15 protein-coding genes are annotated in these 13,111 nt (G+C 62.0%); 9 read left to right on the top strand and 6 right to left on the bottom strand.

Annotated features, from left to right (window positions below):
• The first annotated feature begins 94 nt into the window (after nucleotides 1-94).
• Entirely contained in the window at nucleotides 95-958 is an 864-nt protein-coding gene (locus TK06_RS01695) for an aldo/keto reductase family oxidoreductase (protein ID WP_063320526.1), read from the top strand.
• Here the strand turns inward: TK06_RS01695 and TK06_RS01700 are convergent.
• A complete protein-coding gene (locus TK06_RS01700) occupies nucleotides 955-1,737 on the bottom strand; it encodes an MBL fold metallo-hydrolase (protein WP_063320527.1) in 783 nt (260 codons plus the stop codon). The genes TK06_RS01695 and TK06_RS01700 overlap by 4 nt on opposite strands.
• 173 nt (nucleotides 1,738-1,910) lie before the next feature.
• On the opposite strand from TK06_RS01700, the gene TK06_RS32865 reads away from it, so the two are divergent.
• Nucleotides 1,911-2,183, top strand: coding sequence for a hypothetical protein (locus TK06_RS32865; protein WP_238992578.1), 273 nt, complete (start codon nucleotides 1,911-1,913; stop codon nucleotides 2,181-2,183).
• A gap of 75 nt (nucleotides 2,184-2,258) precedes the next feature.
• Complete coding sequence (locus tag TK06_RS32870; protein WP_238992579.1) at nucleotides 2,259-2,834, top strand: helix-turn-helix domain-containing protein; 576 nt, start codon at nucleotides 2,259-2,261, stop codon at nucleotides 2,832-2,834.
• A gap of 6 nt (nucleotides 2,835-2,840) precedes the next feature.
• Here TK06_RS32870 and kefC read toward each other — a convergent pair whose 3' ends face one another.
• The 4 genes from kefC to TK06_RS01725 form a co-directional block, all read right to left on the bottom strand.
• On the bottom strand, nucleotides 2,841-4,667 hold the full coding sequence (gene kefC, locus TK06_RS01710) for a glutathione-regulated potassium-efflux system protein KefC (RefSeq protein ID WP_063320528.1): 1,827 nt from the start codon (nucleotides 4,665-4,667) through the stop codon (nucleotides 2,841-2,843).
• Nucleotide 4,668: 1 nt separating this feature from the next.
• Nucleotides 4,669-5,190, bottom strand: coding sequence for a glutathione-regulated potassium-efflux system oxidoreductase KefF (gene kefF / locus TK06_RS01715; protein WP_063320529.1), 522 nt, complete (start codon nucleotides 5,188-5,190; stop codon nucleotides 4,669-4,671).
• Between the two features lie 177 nt (nucleotides 5,191-5,367).
• Nucleotides 5,368-6,714, bottom strand: a complete 1,347-nt coding sequence (locus TK06_RS01720) for an ATP-binding protein (protein WP_063320530.1) — start codon at nucleotides 6,712-6,714, stop codon at nucleotides 5,368-5,370.
• Nucleotides 6,711-7,421, bottom strand: a complete 711-nt coding sequence (locus TK06_RS01725; RefSeq protein ID WP_063320531.1) for a response regulator — start codon at nucleotides 7,419-7,421, stop codon at nucleotides 6,711-6,713. Before TK06_RS01725 ends, TK06_RS01720 begins: the two co-directional genes overlap by 4 nt.
• Nucleotides 7,422-7,761: 340 nt before the next feature.
• Here TK06_RS01725 and TK06_RS01730 point away from each other — a divergent pair, with 340 nt between their 5' ends.
• The 4 genes from TK06_RS01730 (at nucleotide 7,762) to TK06_RS01745 (ending at nucleotide 10,783) form a co-directional block, all read left to right on the top strand.
• Nucleotides 7,762-8,550, top strand: a complete 789-nt coding sequence (locus TK06_RS01730; RefSeq protein WP_063320532.1) for an MlaA family lipoprotein — start codon at nucleotides 7,762-7,764, stop codon at nucleotides 8,548-8,550.
• On the top strand, nucleotides 8,543-8,779 hold the full coding sequence (locus tag TK06_RS01735; RefSeq protein WP_063320533.1) for a hypothetical protein: 237 nt from the start codon (nucleotides 8,543-8,545) through the stop codon (nucleotides 8,777-8,779). The genes TK06_RS01730 and TK06_RS01735 overlap by 8 nt, the downstream gene beginning before the upstream one ends.
• Nucleotides 8,780-8,932: 153 nt before the next feature.
• Entirely contained in the window at nucleotides 8,933-10,234 is a 1,302-nt protein-coding gene (locus TK06_RS01740; protein ID WP_063320534.1) for an Nramp family divalent metal transporter, read from the top strand.
• A 69-nt stretch (nucleotides 10,235-10,303) separates the two neighbouring features.
• Nucleotides 10,304-10,783 carry a VOC family protein gene (locus TK06_RS01745; protein ID WP_063320535.1) on the top strand — a complete coding sequence of 160 codons (480 nt, stop codon included), beginning with the start codon at nucleotides 10,304-10,306 and terminating at the stop codon, nucleotides 10,781-10,783.
• A 120-nt stretch (nucleotides 10,784-10,903) separates the two neighbouring features.
• Here TK06_RS01745 and TK06_RS01750 read toward each other — a convergent pair whose 3' ends face one another.
• Complete coding sequence (locus TK06_RS01750; protein WP_063320536.1) at nucleotides 10,904-11,305, bottom strand: RidA family protein; 402 nt, start codon at nucleotides 11,303-11,305, stop codon at nucleotides 10,904-10,906.
• Between the two features lie 132 nt (nucleotides 11,306-11,437).
• On the opposite strand from TK06_RS01750, the gene TK06_RS01755 reads away from it, so the two are divergent.
• A complete protein-coding gene (locus TK06_RS01755) occupies nucleotides 11,438-12,367 on the top strand; it encodes a LysR family transcriptional regulator (RefSeq protein WP_063320537.1) in 930 nt (309 codons plus the stop codon).
• On the top strand, nucleotides 12,364-13,098 hold the full coding sequence (locus TK06_RS01760; protein ID WP_063320538.1) for a CPBP family intramembrane glutamic endopeptidase: 735 nt from the start codon (nucleotides 12,364-12,366) through the stop codon (nucleotides 13,096-13,098). The genes TK06_RS01755 and TK06_RS01760 overlap by 4 nt, the downstream gene beginning before the upstream one ends.
• Nucleotides 13,099-13,111: the final 13 nt, after the last annotated feature.

The raw sequence follows: 13,111 nt of genomic DNA on the forward strand, positions 1-13,111 counted from the left end.
CTCCGCCGTACAACCTGTGCTGATTGCACCTGATTATCATGAGAATGGTCAACGCCTATAGTCGGCTCACTCACATTGAACCGAGGGCGACGAGATGAACATTGCAGGCAAGGCAGGCAGCTTTTTACTGGGCGATCGCACGGTCAATCGCATGGGTTACGGCGCGATGCAGTTGGCGGGGCCCCAGGTCTTCGGACCGCCGAAAGACCCGGCGGCCGCCGTCGCCGTGCTGCGCGAAGCATTGGCGAGCGGGGTCAACCACATCGACACCGCCGATTTCTATGGGCCCCATGTCACCAACCAACTGATCCGTGAAGCGCTGCACCCTTATGCCCAGGACCTGGTCATCGTGACCAAGGTCGGTGCCGTGCGCGGTGCCGATGCGTCCTGGAACCCGGCCCACAGCCCCGCCGAGCTGACTCGGGCGGTCCACGACAATCTGCACAACCTGGGCGTGGAGGTCCTGGACGTGGTCAACCTGCGGGTGTGGGGTGACCTGCATTCGCCCACGGAAGATTCCATTGAGGAATCGTTCACGACACTGGCCGAGCTGCAGCGCCAGGGCCTCATCCGTCACCTGGGCCTGAGCAACGTCACGGCCGCGCAGGTCAAGCAGGCCCAAGGCATTGCCCAGGTGGTCTGCGTGCAGAACCACTACAACCTGACCCATCGCGACGACGAACACCTTATCGCCGACCTGGGCCGGCAGGGCATCGCCTACGTGCCGTTCTTCCCCTTGGGCGGCTTCACACCGCTGCAATCGCAAACCCTTTCCAGCGTGGCAGCGCGCTTGCAGGCGTCACCGCTGTGCGTGGCCCTGGCGTGGTTGCTGCAACGTGCGCCGAATCTGCTGCTGATTCCCGGCACATCGTCCCTGGCGCACCTGCGGGAAAACCTCTCGGCGAGTGAGCTGAAGATCCCTGCGCCGATGCTCGCCGAGCTGGACGCGTTGGCCTAGGCCGCCTGGAAAACCAACGTCTCGCCATCTTCCGGTATCAACAACCGGTCTTCGACACCGGCCTTCGCGGCGGCTGCGGCAAGGGCCTTGCGAGTCGTCGGGCAGTGGCTGATCGCTTCCAGGTGATTGGCCACCACGGTCCCGCGGGACAAACGGGTGAACTCCAGCGTCTCGTCGATGCCCATGATGATGTCGCCGCCGATGTCGAATCGTGCCCCGCCCGCCGGAACTACGCTGACCTGTGGCTGGTGTCGCAAGACGAATTCGCACACGGTGGGGGTGAGCACGGTGTCGCCGGTGAGGTAGACACTCGGTTCGCCGGGCAGCTCGATCAGGTAGCCGACGCCATGCTCCATCAACTTTCCCACCAGGCCCCGCCCGTGGGTGCACCGGACCGTGCGAATAGTGCCGCCCAGGAATGGGGTGGGTTGGTCATGGGCCTGGGCGAGCGCCTGGACATTCAAGCCACGCTTGTTGAGATAGGGCGCGTCAAGGGGCGTGCAGATGACCGGGATCTGTTTTTCCCTCAGCCAGCGCTTGGCCGCGCGGTCCAGATGGTCGAAATGGCCTTTCTGGCAGTGGGTGATCAAGCAATGGGTGACGGTCTCGAGGGCCTGCGCTGTCGAGGCCGGAAGTGCCACCAGCGGATTGCGTTGCGTGGCGCCAAACAGGCGAAGCGGCGGCAGCGTGCCCTGGCCAGCCAGCATCGGGTCGACGAGCACGCGATACGGGCCGAATTCAAGAATGATCGTGGCGTTACGGATCTGCTGGATGTTCATGAGGCGTTCCTGTTGAGCGAGTGCTTCATGGTGCCGATCCGGTCCCGTGTGCATAATGGCCGGATCTGACATCTTTGATTCGTTTCAGGCCATGACAAACAAACTTCGAATCGGTTTGCTTCTATTTCCCGGCTGCATGCCCGCCGGCCTGTTCGCGTTCGCCGATCTGCTGCATGCCCGCCGGCCTGTTCGCGTTCGCCGATCTGCTGCATGCCGCCAACCGCAGAAGAGGGCGGGCGCTGTTCGAGGCCCGCTACATCGCGTTGCAGGCCGGGCCGGTGGTGTGTGCCCATGGCGTGACCCTGCAGGCGGAAGCGGCGTTGGGCAGCGCCGGGCTGGATGCTGTCCTGGTTCCCGGTTTCTGGGCCGAGTCGGCCGAGCAGATGAATGCGCTGCTGGCTGAACAGACAGCCCTCGTGAGTGCGCTGTCGAAACATGCCCGATAGCTTCAGCTCTGGTCCTATTGCACCGGTGTCTGCCTGCTGGCCGCCGCCGGCCGATTGGACGGGCAGGGTGCGACGGTGACTTGGTGGCTGGCGCAGGCGATGCAGCAGCAGTATCGAAAAGTCCATTGGCAAAGCGAGCGGAACTGCGTGTTCAACGAGCGCACGGCGACCGCGTCTGGGGTGAACGGTTACCTGCCCATCGCCGAAAAACTCATTGAGCAAAGTGTCAGCAGCGACGTACTGCGCGATATCACGCGGCTCATGGTGCTGCCGCGCCCAGCCATTCCCCATGCGGCGTTCCAGGGCATTGCCCTGATCGAGCAACCCAGCGGATGGTTGCGGCAGTTGCATGGGTTGATCGAACAGATGCCGGCCGAGCGGGTCACTGTGCAGGCACTGGCCAGCCAGTTGGCGGTGTCCGAGCGCACCCTGGCGCGCAAGGTCAGCCGTGAGACGGGGCAGGCCGTCGCGGCCTACGCCCGGCGCATCAAGTTGAACCAGGTCAGCGAGCGTCTGACGTTGACCACGCTGCCCCTCGCCAGCATCGGCGCCGAGCTGGGGTTCAGCAGCAGCTCCAACTTGCAGCGGATGTTCAAGGCGTTGACCGGGCTGACGCCGATGGAATACCGGCGCAAGTTCGGGCGGGTATGACGCCGGTCAACCCGGCGTCTTGTCGGTTTCGTTGCGATGGTGTTCCTGCCAGTTGTCGACGGGGCGGGCACGGTCTTCGTTGAACATGTCCGTGAGCAGCGCGTTGGCGCGCCGGTAGGCGTCGTGGCGGAACTTGAGGTCGTCTTCCGGCTGGGCGACGATCTCCTCCAACATCTTGAGGTTCAGCCGGCGGAACTGATCCGCCCGTTCCCGCGCTTCGTAAGCCCCAACGCCCATGTGCTCCAGTGCACTGCGACCCAATGCCAGCGCGCTCTCGAAGGTTTCCCGCTCGGCCGCCTCCACGCCCATCTGTCGCAGGGTGATGAGGTGGCCCATGTCCCGCGCCCGCACGATCAACTGCAACGCGGGGAAGTGCTCCTGGGCCAGCCGGGTCAGTGTCAGGTTGTCTTCTCGATCGTCGATCGCATTGATCAGCACCACCGCTTGGGCCGCGCCGGCTGCATGCAGCAGATCAAGGCGCGTGGCATCGCCATAAAAGACTTTCACGCCGAATTTACGCAGCGTCTCGATGTTGTCAGGGTCGTGATCCAATACCACCACTTCGACGCCGCAAGACATCAGCAGGCGTCCGGCGATCTGCCCGAAACGGCCGAACCCGGCGATGATCACCCGTGGATTCTGCTGGTCGACGAGGTCGGATTCGCGTTTGTTTTTCTTGGCGACGGATTCGAACCGATCCAGCAACACGATCAGCAAGGGCGTCAGGCACATGGACAGGGCCACCGCCAGGGTCAGGCTCTTGCCCCATTGATCGGTCAAGATGCCGGCCACGGTCGCCGCGCCAAACACCACGAAGGCGAATTCGCTGCCCTGGCCCAGCAACACCGCCTGCCAGGAGCGCTGGCCGGCGGGGACGTTGAGGAACCGGCCCGCCATCTTGATCACCAGCAGCTTGATCAGGATGAAGCCCAGGGTCAGGGTGACGACTTTCAGCGGTGCGTCGATCAGGGTGCCGAAATCGATCGACATGCCGACACCGATGAAGAACAGGCCCAACAACAGGCCCTTGAACGGCTCGATGTCGCTCTCCAGGGCATGGCGGTATTCGGAACTGGCGAGCAGCACCCCGGCGAGGAACGCGCCCATGGCCATCGACAGGCCGGCTTCCTCCAGCAGAAAGCCGAAGCCGAACACCAGGAAAAGCGCCACGGCACTGAAGATCTCGCGCAAGCCTGACCGCGCGGCGAAGCGCAGCAGCGGTCGCGTCACGTAGCGCCCCAACAGCACGACGATGGCGATGGCAGCGACGATTTTGCCAATCGATAGCAACAGCGCCGTGCCCGAAGGCGTGTCGCCGTGGGCCGACAACAATGGGATCATCGCCACCAGGGGAATCGCCGCGATGTCCTGGAACAGCAGCACGGCAAAGCTGCTGCGCCCGACCGCGGTGGCGGTCAGGTTGCGTTCGCTCATGGCCTGCATGGCGATGGCCGTGGAAGACAGGCTCAGGGTCAGGCCGACCAGCAACGCTGCCGTCCAGTTCAGGCCCAAGGCCGTGCAGAACAACCCAATGGCAGCGCCACAGGCGAGCATCTGCAGGGCACCGCCACCAAACACCATCCGGCGCAGGGCCCAGAGCCGTTTGGGGTCGAGCTCAAGGCCGATGATGAACAGCATCAGCACCACGCCGATTTCAGCGAACTCCAGGATGGCTTTTACATCGGTAATCAGCTTCAGCCCCCACGGGCCGATGATGCACCCGGCCAGTAGATAACCCAACACCGGGCCCAGGCCAAATCGAACGGCAATGGGTACGATCAGCGTCGCCGAGGCCAGGTAGATGAGCATTTCAATCAGGCTGTGAGTTTCCACTTCAATCTTCCTTCCAGGCGGCCAGGCGAGCGGCATAGTGTTCGATTTGGACGTGTTGGGCATCCGCTTCGGCGGCATAGGCGCCATGCACGACGACCGGCTCCAGCCAGCGCATGCCGCAATAGAGGGCCGTGGCGTGGAGCGGTTGGGCCAGTGCGGCAAAGCCTGGGTAGCCGCCGATCTGGAAATGCCCCTGATCGCCACCGGTGGTCACCGCCCACAGCAGGGACTTGTCCTTGAGCGCCGTGGCGCCTTTGCCATAGGCCCAGCCGTGGGTGAAGACTTTATCGATCCACAGCTTCAGCAAGGGCGGTGTGCTGTACCAGTACATCGGGTGCTGGAGCACGACCAGCTCTGCTTGTTCCACCGCACGCTGTTCCGCCTCGACGTCGATATCGAAGTCGGGATAAAGCGCATAGAGCGAACGTATGACCACGTCCGGGTTGGTCGACACTCGCTTGAGCATCTGCTGGTTGACCCGCGATTTGTCGGGGTAGGTGTGCGCATAAATGATAAGAATCATCGGTGAATTCCTTGGTTTGGCTCCGTCGATTCCTGTCTGTCGTGAGCGCGAACGATGGCATTGAGTCGAGCGATACAAACAAGAGCGCCTTCCCGGAACAGGGCCCAGGCCGGAAAAACCGGACATCCTACCGAGGAAGGCGCTGATTGTTTAGCGCGGATCGTCACATCGGGCACTTCAGTCAAGCGGCAGCGAGACCCTGGCCTCCAATCCGCCGCTATTTCGATTGCGCAGGGTCAGCGTGCCGCCATGCTCCAGCACCGTCGCCCGGGCCGCCGACAGGCCCAGCCCGACGCCGCCAGTGTGCTTGTTGCGAGAACCTTCGATGCGAAAGAACGGCGTGAAGACCTGCTCAAGGTATTGGGCGTCGATGCCCGGCCCTCGGTCCAGGATGCGAATGTCCACACGGTGGGCGTCGGCTTCGAGTCGAACCGTCGGCTGGCCGCCATATTTGATCGCGTTGTCGATCAGGTTGACCAAGGCGCGTTTGATGCCGATGGGGCGGCCGACATAGACGAAGCGCTGGGCACCTTCGAACGCGACCTCGGTGCCGGCGTCCTTGAGGTCATCGACGATGGTGTGAAGCAGCTCAGCCAGGTCGAACGCGGTGGCGTGTTCAAGCCGGGCATCGTCGCGGAAGAACGCCAGGGCTGAGTTGACCATCGCCTGCATTTCGTCCACGTCCCTGAACAAGCGCGATTGTTGTTCGGCATCCTCAATGAACTCCCCGCGCAGGCGCATGCGGGTCAACGGCGCGCGCAAGTCATGGGAGATGGCGGCGAGCATCTGCGTGCGGTCCTGTAGAAAGTGCTTGAGCTGGGCCTGCATGGCATTGAACGCGAGGATCGCCTGGCGGATTTCGTGGGGGCCGATGACCGGAATCGGTGGTGCCTGGTGGTCGACGCCAAAGCGCCGGGCGCCTTTGGCGAAACGTTCCAGCGGTGCGGCCAGGTGCCGGGTGGCGATCAGCGCGACGATCAACGTCGAGAGCAGGATCAGCGCGATGATGATCCCGTTGCGCGCCCATTCGCCCAGCCCCCAACTGCGCGACGGCACGGAGAAGATCACCCACGAATGGTCGGCCAATTCGATGATCACCGCGTAGCGTGCATCCGGTTGGTCGGCCGGCCAGTCGCCCGGTTCGTAGGCTTCGATCCTGGCGTCCGGCCGACCCAATTGTTGGCGCAGGAGCGCCGAACCTTCACTGAACTCCGGGTCGTCGATCACCGGCAACCGCGCGTCTTCATGCCGTTGCAGCCATTGTGCGTTGAACGCCTGGTCGCTGGCGGCCCTGGCAATCGCGGGGCGTTGTGCGGGGGCGACGGAGTCAATGATGCGGGTGATGGCGGCGGCCTTTTCCATCAGGCCGGTTTCCATCAGGGGAGGGCGCGCCCAGGCACCGGCCAGCAGGCTGAACAACTCATTGAGGGCCAACAAGGTCAGCATGGCGATCATGGTGGTCAGGGCGATCCAGCGCGCTACCGTGTCCCGTGGACGTTGGGAGCCCGAGCGCGAGGGCTTCATCGCTTCACCACATGGGGGCTGAAAAGGTAGCCGCTGTTGCGCACGGTGCGGATCATCGACGCCCCGGTGATGTCGGTCTCCAACTTGCGCCGCAAGCGGCTGACCTGGACATCGATGCTGCGGTCAAACGCCTCGAAGGTTTCGCCGCGGGCCAGGTCCAGCAACTGCTGGCGCGTCAGCACCCGGCGCGGGTGTTCGGCAAACACCAGCAGCAGTTCGAACTCTCCGGCGGACAGCGGGATCATGACCTTGTCCGGTGAGCGCAGTTCGCGCCGGGTAACGTCCAGTTGCCAGTTCTCGAACTCCAGGATCGGCCGGGAGGCGTCGCTCGACGCGTCCCTGGCTTCACCGGTGCGCCGCAGGACCGAACGCACCCGGGCCAACAGCTCCCGGGCGTCGAACGGTTTGGTCAGGTAGTCGTCCGCCCCCAGCTCCAGGCCGACGACGCGATCACTCAACTCGCCCATGGCGGTGAGCATGATGATGCCGACCGTGTGCTCGGCCCGCAGTCGTTGGCACAGCACCAGCCCATTGTCGCCCGGCAGCATGACGTCGAGGATGACGAGGTCCGGCACCCGACGCTGCACCGCCTGCCACAGGGCATTGCCGTCTGCGGCCACCTCCACGCTGTAGCCATGTTGTTCGAGGAACTTGCGCAAGAGGGCGAGGACTTCGAGGTCATCGTCCACCAGTAATAAATGGCTCACGGTGGGCACGCAGGGTAATGAATACAGGAGGCGATACTAGGGGCAATCCAGGGCCTGCGTCATATATTTCAATCCGGCAATAAAGTTGCCGACGGGCAATATTCTGGAAATCTCCAGGCAAAGAAACAGCGGCAGGATGGCCTCGATGTCAGTCAGTTAAACAGCCAGCCAACACCGAACCCTGTGGCGAGGGAGCTTGCTCCCGCTGGGTCGCGAAGCGGCCCCAAAAAAGCGGTGAGCGCTTCCCACTCAAGCGGGAGCAAGCTCCCTCGCCACAGGTTTAGGTGTTCGGCTTTTAACCGGCATAGGCAGCCCCCATTCCTCGCCGAGATCACCCTGTATGCCGATCACCAGACCCGCTCCGTTGCTTGTTCGATCCACCGTTGTGGTTGTATTGATGGCACTCGCCAGTGGTTGCTCCAGCACACCCGCTGCAAAACCGGGCGTGTGTGAGCGCGCGGCCTATACCGTTCACGATCCCGCAGAACCGGTCAACCGCGGCATCTTCGCGTTCAACCGGACCGTGGATGACTATGTGCTGGCCCCGGTCGCCCGTGGTTACCTCAAGTTGCCGGAGATGTTCCAGGCCGGCGTCCACAACTTTGTGGCGAACTTCGGCGAACCCAAGGTCTTCATAAACGACCTGCTACAAGGCAATGGCCAACGCTCGGTCAACACACTGGGCCGTTTCGTGATCAACACCACCGCAGGCATCGTCGGGCTGATCGACGTGTCGGGCAAGCTGGGCATCGAGCGCCATAAGGCCGATTTCGGCCAGACCTTCGGCGTCTGGAACGTCGCCCCCGGACCGATCGTGGAACTGCCGTTGCTGGGCAGCGCCAACCTGAGGGACGCGTCGGGCAAAGTGCTGAGTTTTGCTGTCGACCCGTTTGGCGACAACAGCAGCACCGTCGACACCCTGGGTACGATCAACACCGTCGGTGGCGTTGTCGATGGCCGCGCCGAGGCATTGCCGCTGACCGACCAGTTGCAGGCCCAGGCGGATTACTACGCGGCGCTTCGCGATGCAACGGCGCAGCGGCGTGCCGATTTTGTCGCGCAAGGGAAGTTGGGGGCGGTAGTGCAGGACCATCCGCAATGCCAGGACGGAACCGCCGCTGATGAGTAGCGAGGTGTTGGTCCTGCATCGGCGAATGCGCACGCTCGATCCGGATGTGCTGCATTGCCGTGAGGTTGAACTGCGGTTGGCCGAGGATGGCCGCCACGTGCTGCTCAAGCGTTATGTCGAGTTGTATCGCCATGAGCACGTCAGTTGGTGCGCCATCCAGCAGCATCGGGTGCCGTTGGCGAGGATGGTGCGCTGGATGGTCGATAACGGCGAGCAGGAGAGGGGTTAGTGGCAATTTGCTCTTGGAATGCAACGGTATTTAGGGAGCGGATACCATGAAACATTTCTACATAATTAGGCAACAATAATGGTTGTACGACGTCGTATCTAATATGTTCGACTGTGGCCGTTTCTCACAAAAAAAATAACGGAGATTCCATCCATGACGAGCATTCCTTCCGCTGAAGGCCAGGCTGCGGCGCCCGCGCAAGGCCGTTTTGTACGCCTGCTCAAGCTTCTCGGCCCCGGCATCATCGCGGTCCTTTCCTGGCTGGGCGCAGGCGACTTGATCACTTCATCCGTGGCCGGCGCGAATTATGGCTACGCGATGATGTGGGTACTGGCGGTCTCTCTGCTGCTGCGTTACCTGATCGTCAACATCATTGCGCGCTTCCAGCTCTGCAATAACCAGGGCATGACCATCTTGCAAGGCTATGCCCAGCTCAATCCGTTTTTCGCCTGGTTCCTGTTGGTGTATGCGTTGCTCATGGGGCACCTGATGAACGCTTACATGATCAAGGGAGCTGGCGAAGCCTTGGCCATGTTGCTCAAGGTCGACTATCCACTGCTGTGTTCGGTGGCGGTGGTGTTGGCGGTGTGGATGCTCGTCGGGCGCAATATCTATTCGATGATTGAAGGCGTGATGAAAGGACTGCTGGCGATCATGACGCTGGCGTTCCTGGCCCTGGCGGTGATGTCCGGCCCGGATGTCGCCGGCATCGTCAGAGGCACCATCGGCTTCAGTATCCCGCCCGATGAAGGGGTGCACGGCGCGTTGCTGGTGGCCGTCTCGGTGATCGGTGCGGTGGCCGGTTCCATCGCCAACTTCGTTCATCCGTATGTCATGCGCCAGAAGGGGTGGGTGGGGCCTGAACACAAGCGTATCCAGCGTAACGACCTGCTGTTTGCGGTGTTTGTCGGGATCGTCATCAACCTGGCCATCTGGATCGTCGGTGCGGAAATCCTGCGACCCAACGGCATCGAGGTCAAAACCCTGGGCGATCTGGGCAAGGCCCTGGAAATGTTCTTCGGTTCGATCGGTTGGTACGTGTTCTTTATCGGTGTGTTTGCCACGCTGTTCGCCAGCATATCCGGCAAGACCACGGCGTTCCCGATGCTCATCACCGACGCCTTCCAGCACGTACGGCCCGAGCGCCGGGAGCGTTACGGCAAAGAGTTCCACCGTGACCCGATGCACAAATGGTTCATGCTGTTCATCCTCGTGACACCACTGATCTGGTCGCTTCCCGGCATGCCGGACTTCGTCACGCTGACCATCGGCGTCAATGCGCTGAACATCATCGGCTTGCCGGTGATTTCCCTGGGCCTGCTGATCATGTCCAACCAGAAGTCCCTGCTGGGCAAGGAGTACCGCAACAACCTGTTCGAGAACATCGCGTTGATGTTTGCCACGGGCCTGGCGTTGTGGGTTGCGTTCCAGTTGGGGGTCGATCTGTTTACCTGAGGCCCGGCCATCTGCAACTTTCGGGGGGACTGCTAGACTTTATCGTCCAGTCCCTTTCGGAGAAGCGGAATGAACAATAAAAACAGGATCTGCCTCTGGTACGACGGCAATGCCCAGGAAGCTGCGCAGTTCTATGCCAAAACGTTTCCCGACAGTGCGGTGAACGCCGTCTACCAGGCCCCGAGCGATTATCCGTCGGGCAAGGAGGGCGATGTGATCACGGTGGATTTCACGGTGATCGGCATCCCTTGCATTGGCCTCAACGGCGGGCCGGTGTTCAAGCACAGCGAGGCCTTTTCATTCCAGATTACAACTGAAGACCAGGCCGAAACGGACCGCTTGTGGAACGCGATCATCGACAACGGCGGCCAGGCCAGTGCCTGCGGCTGGTGCAAGGACAAGTGGGGCTTGTCGTGGCAGATCAGCCCGCGTGTGTTGCTTGAAGCGGTCGCCAGTCCTGACAAGGCCGTCGCCAAGCGGGCCTTCGAGACCATGATGACGATGACCAAGATCGACATTGCGGCGATTGAGGCGGCGGTGAAAGGTTAGCCGGCGCAGCACTTCCATTTCCTTGTGGGAGCGAGCTTGCTCGCGATGGCGTCGGCACAGCCAACAGTGATGCAAGCTGACCCACCGCTATCGCGAGCAGGCTCGCTCCCACACTCGATATCACGAGGTGGTTTCGGGCAACCTGGCAATCACCTTGATCTCGAACTGAAACCCATATAGCCACGTCACGCCCACCGCCGTCAGCGTCGGATGCGGCGCGCTGCCCCAGAACTCGGGTACAACGCTCCAGACCCGCTCGAAGGTCGATTCGGGATCGACCATGAAGACCGTGACGTCCACCACATCGTCAAAACTGCAATGGGCGGCAGCCAGAATCGCCTTCAGGTTGTGGAACGCCAGCCGAACCTGAGCCTCCAGGTCTGGCTCTGGCGAGCCCTCGGCAGTACTGCCGACCTGTCCCGAGACGAACAGGAAACCATTGGAACGAATCGCCGGCGAATAGCGATTGCGCTCATAGAGTGCCTGGCGTCCAGGTGGGAAAACCACGTCGCGCTGTGTCATGAGTACCTCCATCAAAGAGTGGGTTCCAAACGTTGAACGCACTCTAGGGGCTTGTGTCCTGGCGATAAACGAGCAACCTTGGCGATCACTGTTTGTAGAATCCAAACAATCGGATCGACACCCGAGGCACAGATGGATCGTTTTGATGCAATGCAAGCGTTCGTTCGAGTCGTGGAGGCGGGCAGCTTCACCAAGGCGGCTGAAACCCTGCACATGAGCAAAACCACCGTGACCCAATTGGTGCAGCAGCTCGAAGCACGGTTGCGAGTCAAGTTGCTCAACCGCACCACGCGCAAGGTCAACGTCACCGCCGACGGTGCGGTTTATTACGAGCGGGTGATCCGGCTGCTGGCCGACATGGACGATGCCGAGACCAGCGTGTCCGGCGCCCAGGCGCTACCTCGCGGGCGACTGCGTGTGGACGTGCCGAGCCCGCTGGCCGCGATGATCCTGATACCGGCCTTGCCGGCGTTCTACGCGCGATACCCGGACATCCAGATCGACATGGGCGTCAGTGATCGCATCGTCGACATGCTCGATGAAAACGTCGATTGCGTGGTGCGCGGCGGTGAGTTGAGGGATCAGTCGCTGGTCGCCCGACGCGTTGGCGATCTCGCCCTCGGCGTCTTCGCCGCCCCGAGTTACCTGGCACGATTTGGCCTGCCCGCGCATCCGCGAGAACTGGAAGATTCGCACCACCGCACCGTGGGTTTCCTGTGGGCACGCACCGGCAAATCCTTGCCCTACGCCATGCGCCGTGACGGTGAGCTGCTCCACGTCAAAGGGCGTTACTCGCTAGCCATCGACGACGGCAACGCCTACCTCGCGGCTGGTTTGGCGGGGCTGGGGGTGCTCTGGCTGCCCAAGTACATGTCCAGGCCTCATGAAGCGCAGGGTGAGTTGGTGCCGCTGTTCGAAGACTGGCACCTCGAGCCGATGCCGCTGTATTTGGCTTATCCTCCGAACCGGCACATCAGCGCCAAGCTGCGAGTGTTCATCGATTGGGTTGTGGAACTGATGGCGCAACATGCGCCGGTTGACGCCAAGGGAAGCGCGCAATGATCGCCGAAGGACTCGTTGTACTGCTGGATTACACCCTGTATCTGCTGCCGAGCCTGGCGCTCTTCGGCCTCTGGTTCGCGTTGACGCCCAAGACCCAGACAGCGTTGCGTATCGTGATTGTGCTATTGGCGTTCGTGTTGATGCGCGATGCGATGACGCCCTTGGGCATGTGGTCCCTGAACGGCGATCTGCAGATTGGTTTTCTGGCCAACCCGTTCGTCCTGGCGATGTTGGGCGCTTCGTCGCTGCTGTTGGTCGCGTTGAGCGCGCGCCTGTTGCCGGACTTGTGGCAACTGGTCGTTCTATTCAAAGGCAATCGATTGGCTGGCCTGGTCCTGGGCATCGCCGTGGGTTGCTTGATCGGCTTGCCGCTGCGGCTTTCTCAAGGGGCTGAAACGGCGATTCCAGGTTATTGGGCCTGGCTGCTCGGCATGACGGTGCTGGCCTACGGGGCCAACGCCCTGGAAGAAGTATTGTTTCGTGGTTTCCTGCAGGGCTACCTCGAACTGCACGTCAGCGCCTTGCGAGCAGCGTTGATCAGTGCCGTGGCGTTTTCGGCGCTGCATGCTTTTCTCGCCTTGAGCGTCACCCCACTCGGTTGGCCCGTGTTGCTGTTTACACTGATAGAGGGCCTGGCCTGCGGGCTCATTCGCATGCGCTACGGCGTCGTGGCATCGAGCGCTACCCATGGGACGGCGATATTGCTGATCGCCGTGCCGATGATGAGTTAAACCAGGAACAGGC

The organism is Pseudomonas fluorescens, assembly GCF_001623525.1.
Classification (GTDB): Bacteria; Pseudomonadota; Gammaproteobacteria; order Pseudomonadales; family Pseudomonadaceae; genus Aquipseudomonas; species Aquipseudomonas fluorescens_Q.